The sequence below is a fragment of the Burkholderia sp. 22088 genome (assembly GCF_052045915.1).
Taxonomy (GTDB): domain Bacteria; phylum Pseudomonadota; class Gammaproteobacteria; order Burkholderiales; family Burkholderiaceae; genus Burkholderia; species Burkholderia cepacia.
Map to the genome: position 1 here is coordinate 164,912 of NZ_JBQEPY010000003.1, position 13,749 is coordinate 178,660.

13 protein-coding genes are annotated in these 13,749 nt (G+C 68.2%); 5 read left to right on the plus strand and 8 right to left on the minus strand.

What is annotated here, in order from left to right; all coding sequences use genetic code 11:
* Positions 1–15: 15 nt before the first annotated feature.
* A complete protein-coding gene (locus tag ACTJLD_RS06580) occupies positions 16–552 on the minus strand; it encodes a cytochrome b (protein WP_060357569.1) in 537 nt (178 codons plus the stop codon).
* Between the two features lie 230 nt (positions 553–782).
* Here ACTJLD_RS06580 and ACTJLD_RS06585 point away from each other — a divergent pair, with 230 nt between their 5' ends.
* Entirely contained in the window at positions 783–1,421 is a 639-nt protein-coding gene (locus ACTJLD_RS06585; protein ID WP_027791100.1) for a Pr6Pr family membrane protein, read from the plus strand.
* Positions 1,422–1,478: 57 nt separating this feature from the next.
* Here ACTJLD_RS06585 and ACTJLD_RS06590 read toward each other — a convergent pair whose 3' ends face one another.
* Complete coding sequence (locus tag ACTJLD_RS06590) at positions 1,479–2,213, minus strand: peptidoglycan DD-metalloendopeptidase family protein (protein WP_060083422.1); 735 nt, start codon at positions 2,211–2,213, stop codon at positions 1,479–1,481.
* A 412-nt stretch (positions 2,214–2,625) separates the two neighbouring features.
* Between ACTJLD_RS06590 and ACTJLD_RS06595 the strand changes: the two genes are divergently transcribed.
* Complete coding sequence (locus ACTJLD_RS06595; protein ID WP_021160881.1) at positions 2,626–2,946, plus strand: hypothetical protein; 321 nt, start codon at positions 2,626–2,628, stop codon at positions 2,944–2,946.
* 130 nt (positions 2,947–3,076) lie between these two features.
* Here ACTJLD_RS06595 and ACTJLD_RS06600 read toward each other — a convergent pair whose 3' ends face one another.
* From ACTJLD_RS06600 to ACTJLD_RS06615, 4 genes are all read right to left on the minus strand, one after another.
* A complete protein-coding gene (locus ACTJLD_RS06600) occupies positions 3,077–3,421 on the minus strand; it encodes a DUF4148 domain-containing protein (protein WP_021160880.1) in 345 nt (114 codons plus the stop codon).
* A gap of 201 nt (positions 3,422–3,622) precedes the next feature.
* Positions 3,623–5,035, minus strand: a complete 1,413-nt coding sequence (gene gndA, locus ACTJLD_RS06605) for an NADP-dependent phosphogluconate dehydrogenase (protein ID WP_027791098.1) — start codon at positions 5,033–5,035, stop codon at positions 3,623–3,625.
* 97 nt (positions 5,036–5,132) lie between these two features.
* Positions 5,133–5,774, minus strand: a complete 642-nt coding sequence (locus ACTJLD_RS06610; protein ID WP_440658371.1) for a DUF938 domain-containing protein — start codon at positions 5,772–5,774, stop codon at positions 5,133–5,135.
* Entirely contained in the window at positions 5,771–6,667 is an 897-nt protein-coding gene (locus ACTJLD_RS06615) for an NAD-dependent protein deacetylase (protein ID WP_027791096.1), read from the minus strand. The genes ACTJLD_RS06610 and ACTJLD_RS06615 overlap by 4 nt, the downstream gene beginning before the upstream one ends.
* A gap of 1,097 nt (positions 6,668–7,764) precedes the next feature.
* Between ACTJLD_RS06615 and ACTJLD_RS06620 the strand changes: the two genes are divergently transcribed.
* Entirely contained in the window at positions 7,765–8,496 is a 732-nt protein-coding gene (locus ACTJLD_RS06620) for a GNAT family N-acetyltransferase (protein WP_440658373.1), read from the plus strand.
* A 21-nt stretch (positions 8,497–8,517) separates the two neighbouring features.
* Here ACTJLD_RS06620 and ACTJLD_RS06625 read toward each other — a convergent pair whose 3' ends face one another.
* Complete coding sequence (locus tag ACTJLD_RS06625; protein ID WP_185737784.1) at positions 8,518–8,895, minus strand: lysozyme inhibitor LprI family protein; 378 nt, start codon at positions 8,893–8,895, stop codon at positions 8,518–8,520.
* A gap of 219 nt (positions 8,896–9,114) precedes the next feature.
* Between ACTJLD_RS06625 and ACTJLD_RS06630 the strand changes: the two genes are divergently transcribed.
* Together ACTJLD_RS06630 and ACTJLD_RS06635 are read left to right on the plus strand one after the other, a co-directional pair.
* A complete protein-coding gene (locus ACTJLD_RS06630; protein ID WP_440658374.1) occupies positions 9,115–10,074 on the plus strand; it encodes an LLM class oxidoreductase in 960 nt (319 codons plus the stop codon).
* A gap of 283 nt (positions 10,075–10,357) precedes the next feature.
* Positions 10,358–12,844: a mechanosensitive ion channel family protein gene (locus ACTJLD_RS06635; protein ID WP_440658375.1), complete on the plus strand. Its 2,487-nt coding sequence runs from the start codon at positions 10,358–10,360 to the stop codon at positions 12,842–12,844.
* Positions 12,845–12,871: 27 nt separating this feature from the next.
* On the opposite strand, the gene ACTJLD_RS06640 is transcribed toward ACTJLD_RS06635, so the two are convergent.
* Positions 12,872–13,711: a CerR family C-terminal domain-containing protein gene (locus tag ACTJLD_RS06640; protein WP_060357563.1), complete on the minus strand. Its 840-nt coding sequence runs from the start codon at positions 13,709–13,711 to the stop codon at positions 12,872–12,874.
* Between the last annotated feature and the right edge of the window lie 38 nt (positions 13,712–13,749).

Sequence of the window (13,749 nt, forward strand, 5' to 3'; positions counted from 1 at the left end):
GAACGAACGTGCCGCTCAGGGCGCCATGCGCCGCAGTACGTCGTCGCGCCGGATGAAATGATGGTAGAGCGCGGCCAGCGCGTGCAATCCGATCACGAAATAGAACGCGTTGCCGATCAGCTCGTGCGCTTCCTTGATCGTCGGCCGCAGCGCCTTGTCGGGGCCGAGCAGCGTGAACGACACGCCGAGCCAGTCGAGCGACACCGGCTTTCCGCCCAGGTTGATCGTCATGATCCCGAGCAGCGGCTGCGCGATGATGAACACGTAGAGCGCGAGATGCGCGAGCTTCGCGAGCCAGCGCAGCAGCGCCGTTTGCGGAATGGCCTCGGGCACGCGGCTGACGACTCGCCACAGCACGCGCAGCACCGACAGCACGAGCACGAGCGTGCCCGCGGTGAGGTGCACGTTCATCCAGAACACCCGGCTGTCGCTGCCTTTCGGCCCGCGGATCTCGATGGCCAGGTAGGCCAGCGCCACCAGCGCGAACACGGCCCAGTGGAAGAAGATCGCGGGCGAGCTGTAGCGCGTCTGTTTCGCGAGGATGTTTCTCATGCTTCGTCTCGTGTTGTATGCGGGGATGGGCGCATGCCGCAATCGGCTCGGCAGCCCGGCAAGGCTGCCACGATTGTAGCCGCACGTGCGTCCGGTTTTGTGCGGCGAGGTCAAATATCGGATGAATCGTCAACGCACGCGCCACGCGGGCCGTCATATGGAAAATCCGCATCGCGCCCGTAAACGGCTGTGGCACGATGAAGCTTTGGTGTCGACGTTGCGCGCGCATCATGAGCAAGGCGTTCTTCGTTGCGGCCTATCGGCTGACCGCCGCGTTGCTCGCGGTGTCGACGACGTTGCACAGCATCGCCGGCTACTGGGGCATGCCTGCATTCGAGCTCGGCAACTTTCTCAGCTACTTCACGCAACTGAGCAGCCTCTACGCGGCCGCGATGCTCGCCGCCGGGCTCTGGCGCATCGCCCGCCCCGGCTCGGCTCGCTACGAATCGATGCGCGGCGCCGCGGTGCTGTACGTCCTGATCACCGCGATCGTCTACGAGCTCCTGCTCGCGCGGCTCGATGCGCTGCGCCACGTCACGCCGGCGTTCAACAACTGGGTGCTGCACCGGATCGTGCCGCTCGTCGTGCTGTGCGACTGGCTGTACGTGGAGCCGCGCCTGCCGATCCCGCGGCGCAGCGCGTTCGCGTGGCTCGCCTTTCCGGTCGTCTATCTCGGCTATACGCTCGTGCGCGGCGCGCTGGAGAACTGGTATCCCTATCCGTTCGTCGATCCGCGGCCGCATGGCTACCTACCGGTCGCGATCCAGTGTTCGCTGATCGCGATCGGCGCGGCGGCGCTCGCACTGGGCATTCGCTGGCTCGGCAATCACGCGAGACAGTCGGGCGCGGTGACGCTCGGGAAAGGATGAAGGCGGGAAACGCCGGAACGTGTGCGCCGCCCGGCGCACACGGGGTGAGGCGGGCCGTCAGCCGCCGTTGCGCGGCAGGAAGTTCATCGGATCGACGACCTTGCCGTTCTGGCGCACTTCGAACTCGAACGTCGAACGGCCGCTCGTGTCGGTGCCCATTTCGGCGACCGGCTGGCCCTGGCGCACCGCGTCGCCTTCGTTGACCAGCAGTTTGCCGTTGTGTCCGTAGGCCGTGATGAGCCCGTTCTCATGCTTGAGGATCACGAGCGGGCCGTAGGCCTTGACGCCGGACCCCGCATAAACCACGCGTCCGGCCGCCGCGGCCCGCACCGAATGGTCGGGGCCGGACGCCGCGATCACGATGCCGCGCGTCCTGCCGGCCGCGAACGGCGTCGCCACGACACCGGTGGCCGGCCAGGCGAGCGAGCCCGGCTGCGCGGCCGCCGAGGGCGGCTGCCCGAGCGACGTCGCCGCAGGCGGCGGCGCCACGCGCAGCACCTGCCCGGGATACACGGCATCGGTCGGCGCCATGTGGTTCCAGCTGGCCACGTCCTGCACGCGCTGCCCGTACGCGTTCGCGACACCCGCGAGCGTATCGCCCGGATTCACGCGGTAATAGCCGGCGATCACGCCCGGCGTCGCGGCCGACGTGGGTGCCGACTGGCGCGCCGGCTGCCAGCTGTCGGTCCACGGCGTCATCGTGCAACCCGTCAGCGCGATGGCCGCGGCAACGAGTGCCGCCTGCGGCAGCCAGCGCGTCGGCGCATCGTGGATGGGAATAGTTTCTCTCAAGGGTCCTCCCGGATTTGCGTCGTTGCGCCGCCCACCGCCCCCCGGCGCGCGACGCACGATGTCCGGCCGGAGGGCCGGACCAATCAGTATCCGACCGCTCTCGCGGCCGTCAGTTTCCACAGCGGAACATCGGCGCGATGGGCTCACCGGCCCCTTTTTCGCGCCGTTCCGATCGGCAAAGATACCATTTGTGGCGGTCAAGGCCGCGACCGATGCCTGATCCGGCAACAATCTTGCGGTGCCGCAGCAGCGTGCCGGCCGCCTGCGAGCCCCGCCGGGCGGGCCTGCCGCGGATCTTCCGCAGGCCTCGCCACCCGCGCCTGCCGTATCGATCCCGTCACATTCTCCCCTTCGATCGCCACCTATACTCGGTGATGCACTGCGCGACCCAACGACAACGAGGAGCATGACAATGAACAACGCGACGTTTCTTTCCGTGCAGCTCAACGCCGACGATTTCTCCGGTTCCAGCGGCCTGGTCGAATTGCTCAACCGGCACCTGCTGTTCGCGACCGACGTCGCCGAGGCGGCCGATGCGCTCGTCCAGCTGGCGAGCGTCGCGCACATGACCGGCGCCACGCGCCACAGCGTCGAGCTGCCGGTCCTCGCGATCGAGCGGCTGCGCGACGCGCTCGACACGCTGAGCGGCTACGACGAAACGTGGCTGCAGGTGCTGGAACCGGCCGAAGCGCTGTTCCGGGATATCGGGCGCGGCAGGCGCCCGCTGCACTGAACCGACGGTCGGCGCGATACGCGCGCCACCAATGAAAACAGCCCGTCGTTCCGCTATCCGGAACGACGGGCTGTTCGTACTTCAGGGGACGGATCAGGCCGCCAACGCGGCCGCACCGACCGAACCACCATTAACGACCCTTGTAGATCGGCGCGTCGTCAGCGATGCGCTTGACTTGCCAGCCGGTCTTGGCCTTGGCCGGTGCGCCGGATTCTTGCGCGGCAGCCGGTTGTGCGCCATAGCCGGTCGTGTCGGCAGCGGCAACGTTCTGTTGCGGGTTCAGGCGGGCTTCAGCGGCCTGAATGCTTTCCGGGTAGTTCGTACGGTCGCTGCCCAGCTTGTAGCCGGCCTGCTGGACGGCGACCAGATCGGCCTTCACCTGTGCACGGGTGACGGGCGCATTCTGTTGGGCGAACGAGACGGCGGGAACGGCGAGAACGGCAGCTGCGGCGAACGTTGCGATCAGCGATTTCATGATTACCTCCGGGATTTTTTTGCTCCGCCGCACACACCATGTCTGCAGCGATGGAACAGAGTTTAGTCCCGGGAACACCTAGGGAAAACCATGAAAGAACGAAAACACTGTTTCCCGGGAGCCAACAATGTCGGCATCCGGGATAGAAAAACCCTATTCAAAGAATAGATTTTCGCAACAATGCCGCCCCCTGCCAGCCGGTCAGGACCAGTTCGCGTGGAAGCTGCCCGGCTTGTCGGTACGCTCGAACGTGTGCGCGCCGAAGAAGTCTCGCTGCGCCTGCACGAGGTTCGCCGGCAGCCGCTCGGAACGATAGCTGTCGAAGTACGCGACGGCCGACGCGAACGCCGGGACCGGCACGCCGGCCTTCACCGCGGCCACCACGACGTCGCGCAGCGCGGTCTGATAGTTCGCGGCGATGTCCTTGAAGTACGGGTCGAGCAGCAGGTTCGCGAGCGCCGGATCCTTCGCATACGCGTCCGTGATCTTCTGCAGGAAGCGCGCGCGGATGATGCAGCCCGCGCGGAAGATCTTCGCGATCGTCCCGAGATCGAGGTTCCAGCCGTACTCTTCGGATGCCGTGCGCAGTTGCGCGAAGCCCTGCGCGTACGAGATCACCTTGCTCAGGTACAGCGCGCGGCGCACCGCTTCGACGAACGCGGCGCGATCGCCGTCGAACGGCGCGGCGGCCGGGCCCGACAGGATCTTGCTGGCCGCGACACGCTCGGTCTTCAGCGACGACAGCACGCGCGCGAACACCGACTCGGTGATGAGCGGCAGCGGCACGCCGAGATCCAGCGCGTTCTGGCTCGTCCACTTGCCGGTGCCCTTCTGCGCGGCGCGATCGAGGATCACGTCGACGAGGTGCTTGCCGGTCTCTTCGTCCTTCTTGCCGAAGATCTTCGACGTGATCTCGATCAGGTAGCTGTCGAGTTCGCCCTGGTTCCATTCGGTGTACACCGCGCCGAGTTCGTCGTTGGTCAGGCCCGCGACGTCCTTCAGCACCGAGTAGCTTTCGGCGATCAGTTGCATGTCGCCGTATTCGATGCCGTTGTGAACCATCTTCACGTAATGGCCCGCACCGTCCGGGCCCATGTAGGCGACGCACGGCTCGCCGTCCGACGGCGCCTTCGCGGCGATCTGCTTGAGGATCGGCTCGACGAGATCGTACGCGTCACGCTGGCCGCCAGGCATGATCGACGGGCCGCGCAGCGCGCCCTCTTCGCCGCCCGACACGCCGGTGCCGATGAAATGCAGGCCCGATTGCGCGAGCTCCTGGTTGCGGCGGATCGTGTCGGTGAAATGCGTGTTGCCGCCGTCGATCAGCACATCGCCCTTCTCGAGCAGCGGCTTGAGCGATGCGATCGTCGCATCGGTCGCTTCGCCGGCCTTCACCATCATCAGGATCCGGCGCGGCGTTTCGAGCGACGCGACGAATTCCTCGAGCGTATAGGTCGGCACCAGGTTGCGGCCGGGGAATTCGGCGATCAGTTCGTCGGTTTTCTCGCGGCTGCGGTTGTACACAGACACCGCGTAACCGCGGCTCTCGATATTGAGTGCGAGATTGCGGCCCATCACCGCGAGCCCGATCACACCGATTGCTTGTTTGCCCATTAGTCAATTCTCCGGAAAAAACGGGGCGCGACCCGAACCGGGTCGCGCGCACAGGCGAAAGGATAGTGGAAACCCGGCGGCGATGCGCGCTTGCGTGTCACTGCTCCGCGTGCGGCAGCCGCCGGAACACGACGCTCAGGTTGTTCGCCGGCATCTCGACCACCTCGATGCAGTCGAGCACGCGATCGAGGCCGAGCGCGACGACGGTTTCGAGATCGCGCACGCCCCACGACGGGTCGCGGCTGCGCAGCTGCAGGTCGAATGCCTCGTTCGACGGCGCCGTGTGCCGGCCCTCGCGGCGATACGGCCCGTACAGGAACAGCACGCCGCCCGGCCGCAGCAGGCGCGACGCGCCCGCGAACAGCGCGTCGGTGCAGGCCCAGGGCGAGATATGGATCATGTTGATGCAGACGATCGCGTCGAGCGCGTCGACCGGCCACGACGCGTCGCGCACGTCGAACGCCAGCGGCCCGGCAACGTTCGCGAGGCCCGCATGGGCAACCCACGCGGCGATCGAGCGGCGCGCCTGCGCATCGGGATCGCTCGGTTGCCAGTGCAGGCCCGGCAGCGCCTGTGCGAAGTGGACGACGTGCTGGCCCGTGCCGCTCGCGATTTCGAGCACGCGGCCGCTCGCCGGCAACACGCGGCGCAAGACGTCGAGGATCGGCCCGCGATTGCGTTCGGCTGCCGGCGCCGACAGCCGCGCGGACGGATTGGGCGAAGCGGTCGAATCGGTCACGATGCGTGCTCCGGTGCGTGGCCCGCGAGGCCCAGCCGCGCGGTGAGCGCATCGAGCGCGGGTGCGCAGCGCGCCTCGACCTTCAGCGTCAGGATCGGATCGGCGCGCGTATGGCCGAGATTGAGCGCGGCGACCGGCTTGTGCTGCGCCTGCGCCCACACGCAGAAGCGGTAGCCGGAATACACCATCAGCGACGAGCCGACGACGAGCAGCGCATCGGCCGCATCGAGCGCCTGCGACGCGAGCGCCACGCGCTCGCGCGGCACGTTTTCGCCGAAGAACACGACTGCCGGCTTCAGCAGCCCGCCGCACGCGGGGCACGCCGGGATGCGGAACGTGTCGAGCGCCGCCCATTCGAGATGCGCGTCGCCGTCCGCGGCAGGCTCGGCCTGCGCGCCCAGCAGCTCGGGATTGTCGGCCTCGAGCATGACCTGGATCGTCGCGCGCGCATGATGCGCGCCGCAATCGAGACACGTGACGCCGTCGATGCCGCCGTGCAGCTCGATCACGTCGCCGCTGCCCGCGCGCTGGTGCAAACCGTCGACGTTCTGCGTGACGAGACGCTCGATCCGCCCCGCGCTGCCGAGCCGCGCGAGCGCGACGTGCGACCCGTTCGGCTGGGCGCGGCCGACGACGGGCCAGCCGATCATGCTGCGCGCCCAGTAACGCCGCCGCGCGGCATCGGAGCCGAGGAATTCATGGAGCTGAATCGGCGGCGAGCGCATCCACTGGCCGTTGCGGTCGCGATAGCCGGGAATGCCGGAGTCGGTACTGATGCCCGCGCCGGTCAGTACCAGCAGGCGCGGATGACGTTCGACGAACGTCTGCAGCGCATCGAGTGCGGCCGGATCGATGCCGGCGGTTGAGGGGTCGTGCAGGGCTGTGTCGTTCATGTTGGCAACGCGTGATCGGGTGCGCCGGCAAGCCGTGCGCCCGCACGGGCAGCCAGGCACGCCAGCACATGATACAGAACGCCGCGCGATCGGGCCGATGGCCCGCGTCGCAAACCGGCGCACAAAAAAAGACGCCCATCCGCCACTCGGCGATGGGCGCTTCAACAATTGATCCATCGGGGTAGTGGATCAACTGACAGCACAATTTCGCGGCGCCCGCCATGCCGCGGCCGGCGAACGCTTCCCCTGGACTGCATGTATTCCGCGGTGCCGGACACATCGATGCACTGCCTGCTTTCCGGTGCGACCCGGTGCGTTCCGGTTCGGGCCCGTCGCGCCGACGCGATACGCGGCGCACGAACACCTGCGCCGCGCGACGACTCGCGTTGCGCGCGCCAGCATGACGATCCGGGTTCCGGGCCGGGCCATCCACGGATATTCGAAGTTCGTCCCCGACGGCCGACCGGCACCAGTCGGCCTCGTGCGTCACACCTGCACGTCGTCGTTCAGAACAAACCCGATTGCTCGGATGGAACGGAAAGCCGCGCGCTCACGTCGCCTCGATCAACGGCGAAGCGAATACCCAGGCAGGTCGGCGATTCATGTTTGCAACACGGCATGTTGCGATTCGGTCTGTTTTCATTCTCTTGTCCCCGTCTCCGATACGTCCGACCCACTGAAGCGATCGCCGGACCGACTGCGTCCGCGACCGCGCTCACGGCACGTACAGATATGCAAGGAGCGCACCATGCTTCATGCCGCAAGGCCGCGCGGGCCGGAGCGGGGCCATCGCGGCGAATCGCGCACCGGCAAGCAGCGCGAACGTTTCGAAACTGAAACGCGTGCCGGATCGGCGACCGTCGGCCGGGCATGCCGCGATGTCGTCATGCCGCGCCGGCACGGTCCGCGCCGATGCCGCGTCGTTGCATCCGCGCCGGCACGGTCCGCGCCGATGCCGCGTCGTTGCATCCGCGCGCGATTGCCGACCGGCTTACAATCGCCCCACAGTGCCGCATACGCACGAACGGACGCGCGGGCCCGCCCCGGCCTGCTTCGCGCAACCCGCCGCCACCTGACGGGAGCCACCTGCCCGACCTATGCCTGACACACACGACTGGCTGGATATCGACTACCGGACGCTGTTCCGGCTGCATCCGGATCGCCGGATCGAACGCGAGAACGATCCCGACTGCTCGCCCGGGCCCCGCTTCTGGCTCGGCAGAGGCGCAAAACGCAACCTGGCGGGCGTACGCGCCGACGTGCCCGTTCCTGTCGCAGAAAAACTGGCGCGCCTGGCCGACAGCGAAACGCCGTCGGCGGACTGCACCCAGCCCGCGCATCTCGAACGCTATCTGTCGCTGCTCGCCCCCGTTCCGCACTGGAACATCGGCCTCGTCTACGCGCTGCCGCACGCACTCGGTTTCGACGCCGACGCACACGTCGAGCTGATCGACGGCGACAGCGACGCGGGCCGGCATCTGCTGCACGCGCTGTCGACGCGCGGGATGCCCGAAGGCCTGTTCTCGATGGGGTTTCAAGGCGCCGCCGATCTGTGGGCGCCGTGGTGCGCGGCCGTCGTCGACGGAGAAGTCGCCTCGGTCGCATTCGCCGCGCGGCTATCCGAAGTCGGTGCCGAACTCGGTCTCGCGACGGCCCCTGCATTCCGGGGGCGCGGCCTCGCGGCAGCCGTGACCGCCGCGTGGTCGCGGCTGCCGTCGCTTCGAACCCGCACGCTGTTCTACAGCACCGATAGCGACAACCGCGCGTCACAACGCGTGGCGGCGCGCCTCGGCCTCACGCTGCGCGGCACGACGCTGCGCGTGGCATAGCGCCGGGGCCTGCGCGACACCTCAACGAAAGACCTCGATGACCTTGACACGACGCTCGGTCTCGCCGACGAAGCAACTGTCAACCTCCACGAGCCCGAGCGTACCGCCTGCATCGGGCTGCCGCGATTCGGCGCAGGCAGCATCCCGCGCCTTGAGCCAGCGGCGCTCGTCGTCGCGCAACCTCGCCTTGCCCTGTGCATCCAGGCTCGCCATCTTCGTCTTGTAGACGGCATTCAACCGTCGGTCGGCCTCGTCGTATTCCAGCCGCAGGCAATTGCGGATGTCCGCCGTGTAGCCCGTTTCCTCGGCGGTCTTGCAGATAGCGGTACGCTGCGCATCGTCCGCGCGCGCGTCGGACGCAACCGTGAAAAGCATCGCGCTCGCCGCCAGACCGATCACCGCGTGTAGAAGCGCATTCATCCGGATTCGCTGTTCTCGATGATTGAAGGCACCGATTATGCCCGGCCCGCTGCCCGCATGGCTCCCGTTACCTCGACGTCACCGGTCACGCCCGATCGGGCGCTGCGCATGCCGTGCCGCGCAGCCGGCGCACAAACACGCTAGCATTCGGACACGCAACGTCGCGCGCCCGCTTTGCCCCGCCTCCAAGGACCCGACATGACCACGCCCGCCCCTGCCCGTCCCGACGTCGCGCATCGCGTCTTTTCGGCCGGGCAGCTGTCGATCGGCCTCACGTTGCCGCTGCTTCGCACCGGCCATGTCGTCGCCGACTTCGACGAGCAACTCGAACTCGCGGCGCTGGCCGACACGCTCGGCTTTCGCGCGCTGTGGATTCGCGACGTGCCGCTGAACAGCGCCGACTATCCCGACCCGGTCGGCCACCTCGACCCGTGGGTCCTGCTCGGCGCACTGGCGTCACGCACGCGCCGGATTGCACTCGCCAGCGGCGCGATCGTGCTGCCGCTGCGTCATCCGCTGCATATCGCGAAAGGCGCGCTGTCGGTCGCGACGCTGTCGGGCGGACGCTTCATCCTCGGGCTCGGCTCCGGCGACCGGCCGCCCGAATATGCGGCGTTCGGCGTCGACGCGGAAACGCGCCGCGACCGGTACCGCGCGCACTGGGACGTCGTCGCGGCCGCGCTCGGCGTGCCATCGCGCGTGCTGCCCGACGAAGCGCCGCCCGATGCGCCCGACTTCACGCTGCTGCCTCGCGGCGCCGACGCGGTGCCGATGCTGGCGGTCGGCTCGGGCGGTCAAAGCGTCGACTGGATCGCGCGTCACTCGATCGGCTGGATGACGTACCACCGCGATCCGGACATGCAGCGCGCACGGTATTCGATGTGGCGCGCGGCGGTTGAAAGGCTCGCGTCGCCGGCCTTTCGCGCGTTCGGCGTGTCGATGCGACTCGACCTCGTCGCGGATCCCGATGCGCCGGCCACCGCATTGCCGCTCGGCTATGCAACCGGACGCCGCGCATTGATCGACATCCTGCGGAACATGCGCGCGGCAGGCACGCATCACGTCACGCTGAATCCGGGCTCGGACCGGCCCGTGCGCGACGTCATCGAAGAAATCGCGGAACACGTCCTGCCGGTTTTTCACGACGGGGAAGCGTGATTTGGCAGGATTCCGGATGAATTCGGCGCGATGCGCGCGGCGCTCGCCGTTGCCCGCAAGCGGGCATTACGCGAGCCTTACACGCCGGCAATCGAGTCGCCTCCCCCCCTGCGTCAGCCACATGACCGCGGAAACGCGCCGCAAACGGCCGCGCCGCGTCGTGCATGCCCGATTCGAATGATCGTCGACGGAACTATTCGGTTCCGGGCGCGATCATGTTAACTTCCCGTCCATCGTTCAGCCCGGCGGGCCGCGCGCCGATGCGCGCCCGCATGCCCACTCCATGCGACATATCCTCCTCGGCTGGCTGCTTGCCGCCGTCGTCACGGCCGCTCACGCGGCCGCTCCCGCCCCGGCCGCCGCGTCGGCCGCTTCCGGCACCGCGCCCGCGCTGACGCCGCAACAGGCTCAGCAGGCACTCAACGTGCTCGAAAATCCACGCGATCGCGCGCAGGTCGAAACGACGCTGCGTGCGATCGCGGCCGTCGGCGCGCTGAGCGCACCCGCGGTCGTTGCCAGCGATGCGGCGGCGGCCAGCGGCGCTTCGGCGGCCGCGGCCCCGGGCGCGCTCACGTCGAACGGGCTCGCGTCGATGCTCGTCCGGCAGGGATCGCGCTGGGCCACCGAAATCGGCAGCGCGCTGAAGGAGTCGCTGCACTCGCTGCTCGATGTCGGCTCGGTCGGAAGCTGGTGGCACGACAGGCTGGTGCGAGCCGACGAGCGCGCGGATCTCGCGCACGCATTCTGGATCATCGTCGCCGTGCTCGTGCCCGCGCTCTTCGTCGAATGGTTGGCAAAGCGGTTGTTGCGACGCGCGCTGGCCGCAGTGGCCGCACGGCGTGCCGACACGTCGCCCCGCACCGCGCCGGACTCCGCCTCGCCCGATGACGACGACGCGCCGCCGGACACCCTCGCCAAACCCGACGCCGCCGATCCCGCCGATGCCCCTGACACCGCCCCCGCATCGTCACAAGGCCGAGGCCACGCGCGCCGCCACACCACGCTGCTGCACCGGATGCCGCGCGCGCTCGTCAGCCTCGCGTTGCGGGCCGTGCCGCTGCTCGTGTTCGTCGGTGTCGCGAGCCTGACGATGTCGGCGATCGGAGAGACGGGTACCCCGGTCGAATCCGCGCTCGAAGCGCTGATCGACATCTACGTGATCTGCCGGCTCGTCACGATCGTCAGCCGGCTGTTCTTCCAGCCCGATGCGCGGCAATTGCGGTTGCTGCACATCAGCGATGCGTGGGCCGATTTCGCGCAACGCTCGATCGCGCGGATCGTGATCGTGGTCGGCGCCTGCACGGCCGCTGTCGAGATCGCCGCGAGCTTCGGGCTCAGCGAGGCCGGTCATGTCGCCCTGCTGAAAGCCGTCGCGCTCGTCGGGCACCTGATGGTGTCGGCGCTGATCCTGCGGAGCCGCCAGCCGGTCGCCGCGCGGATCCGCGCGGCCGGCGACGACCGTGCGTCCTTCGAGATGGTCGCGAATGCGCTCGCGGACGCGTGGGCTCCCGTGTCGGTATTCATCGTGATGGCGCTGTGGTTCGTGTGGGCGCTCGACGTCCACAACGGCTATCGCGTGCTGATCACGCTCGGCGGCCGCTCGATCGCCGTGATGATCGGCATGCGGATGGTCTCGATCGTCGTGTTCGGCGCGCTCGCGCGGCTGTTCCAGGGCCGCGACGAAGACCGCACGCTCGTCCACCTGCACGCGTACCGCTACTACCCGCTGCTGCGCCAGATCGTGTCGGGCGCGATCGGCATCGTGACCGTCGTGTTGCTGCTGCAGATCTGGGGGGTGCCGATCTTCCGCGCGTTCGAAACCGGCACCATCGGCCACCGGCTCGCGTCGGCATTGGTGACGATCGCGATCGCGGCCATCGTCGCGCTCCTCGTGTGGGAAGCCGCGAACATCGCGATCGAGCGCCGCCTGCAGCGGTGGACGCGCGAAGGCAATCTCGTGCGCGCGGCGCGACTGCGCACGTTGCTGCCGATGTTGCGCTCGCTGCTGTTCGTGATGATCGCGCTCGTCGTCGTGCTGACGGGCCTCAGCCAGCTCGGCGTGAACGTCGGCCCGCTGCTTGCCGGCGCGAGCATCTTCGGTGTCGCGCTCGGCTTCGGCTCGCAGAAGCTCGTGCAGGATTTCATCACCGGGATCTTCCTGCTGATGGAAAACGCGATGCAGGTCGGCGACTGGGTCACGCTCGCCGGCGTGTCGGGTACGGTCGAGTACCTGTCGATCCGCACCGTGCGACTGCGCGCAGGCGACGGGTCGCTGTACACGATCCCGTTCAGCTCGGTGACGACCGTCAACAACACGAACCGCGGGCTCGGCAACGCCGCCGTCAAGATCAGTATTGCCTACGGCGAGGATATCGATCGCGCGATCGCGACGCTGAAGGAGATCGGCGCGGCGTTGCGCGACGATCCGAAATACCGCGACGGTATCCTGTCGGACTTCAGCTACTGGGGGATCGACCAGGTCGACGGCGCGGCACTCGCGCTGGCCGGGCAGATGCAATGCACGGACGCGACGCGCTGGAGCGTGCAGCGTGAATTCAACCGGCGGATCGCGGAGACGTTCCGCGAACGCGGCATCCGGATCGCCAATCCGCAGCGCAGCGTCGTCGCCTATGCGGACGGATCGCGGCCTGTCGTCGAAGGCGAAAACGGCGGCAATGGCAGCGACGGTGGCAACAGCGGCAACGACCATGCTGCAGAACCGGCGGCCCGGCCGCCGTCGCCCGCCGAACCGGAGCGCAAGCCGGGTTGACCGGCCGGGGGCGATGCCGCGCCGCGCTCAACGCGCGGCGGGCTTGTTCACGCGCCGCGTGCTTTTCGCGCCGGGCGCCGATGCCCCCGCCTTCGCCTTGACCGCACGTTTCGCCGCCGCGCCCTGCCCGCGCTTCGCGCCGGCTTCCGGATCGGCAGCCGATGCGTCGTGCTGCGCATGCCATTGCTCGAGCAGCAGGCGTGTCTGGTCGGCGATCGTGTCGACCAGCAATGCCGCGCGCTCGCCCTCGAACGCCTCCCATTCGAGCAACTGCAGCGCCGAACGCTGCGCGATGTGGAACACCGTGATCTGCCCGAACAGGCTCAGCGCACGCAATCGGGTGACGGGATCGTTGGCCGGCCGGCCCGAGATACGGCCGATCAGTTCGGCGCTCACGTCGTTGAGCGGCTTGCGCATGCGCTTCATCAGGATCTCGCTCGCGCTCGCCGGCTCCTGGCCGCCTTGCTCGCGTGCAAAGAACATCCGCTGGTTCATCGTCTTCGGCGCGGTGAACATCCGGTCCGACAGCGCGCGCAGCAGCCCGATGAACGCGTCGATCAGCACGTCGACGTCCGCGTCCGCATCGAGCATCGCCCTCGCATGGCCGACCGACGGTGCGAACACTTCCCTGCCATTCTCCGCGATCGCCTCGACGCACGCGCGGTACACGCCCTCCTTGTTCTCGAAGTAGTACTGGAGCGCCGGCGCGTTCACGCCGGCCATCGCGGCGATCTCGCGTGTCGATGCACCCGCGAACCCGCGCTCGCCGAACAGTTCGATCGCCGCCTCGATGATCCGCTGGCGCGTTTCGTCGCCGCGGGCGTAGCCGCCCGCCGACGTCCGGCGCAGCTTCTTCGCTTCGTTCATGCCTTCCCCGTCATTCGATCGATCGATATTCTACTTGA

Coding starts and splice junctions, on each gene's coding strand:
- ACTJLD_RS06580 (WP_060357569.1), bottom strand. CDS start 552: ATGAGAAACATCCTCGCGAAACAGACGCGCTACAGCTCGCCCGCGATC.
- ACTJLD_RS06585 (WP_027791100.1), top strand. CDS start 783: ATGAGCAAGGCGTTCTTCGTTGCGGCCTATCGGCTGACCGCCGCGTTG.
- ACTJLD_RS06595 (WP_021160881.1), top strand. CDS start 2,626: ATGAACAACGCGACGTTTCTTTCCGTGCAGCTCAACGCCGACGATTTC.
- ACTJLD_RS06600 (WP_021160880.1), bottom strand. CDS start 3,421: ATGAAATCGCTGATCGCAACGTTCGCCGCAGCTGCCGTTCTCGCCGTT.
- gndA (WP_027791098.1), bottom strand. CDS start 5,035: ATGGGCAAACAAGCAATCGGTGTGATCGGGCTCGCGGTGATGGGCCGC.
- ACTJLD_RS06615 (WP_027791096.1), bottom strand. CDS start 6,667: ATGAACGACACAGCCCTGCACGACCCCTCAACCGCCGGCATCGATCCG.
- ACTJLD_RS06620 (WP_440658373.1), top strand. CDS start 7,765: ATGCCTGACACACACGACTGGCTGGATATCGACTACCGGACGCTGTTC.
- ACTJLD_RS06630 (WP_440658374.1), top strand. CDS start 9,115: ATGACCACGCCCGCCCCTGCCCGTCCCGACGTCGCGCATCGCGTCTTT.
- ACTJLD_RS06635 (WP_440658375.1), top strand. CDS start 10,358: ATGCGACATATCCTCCTCGGCTGGCTGCTTGCCGCCGTCGTCACGGCC.
- ACTJLD_RS06640 (WP_060357563.1), bottom strand. CDS start 13,711: ATGAACGAAGCGAAGAAGCTGCGCCGGACGTCGGCGGGCGGCTACGCC.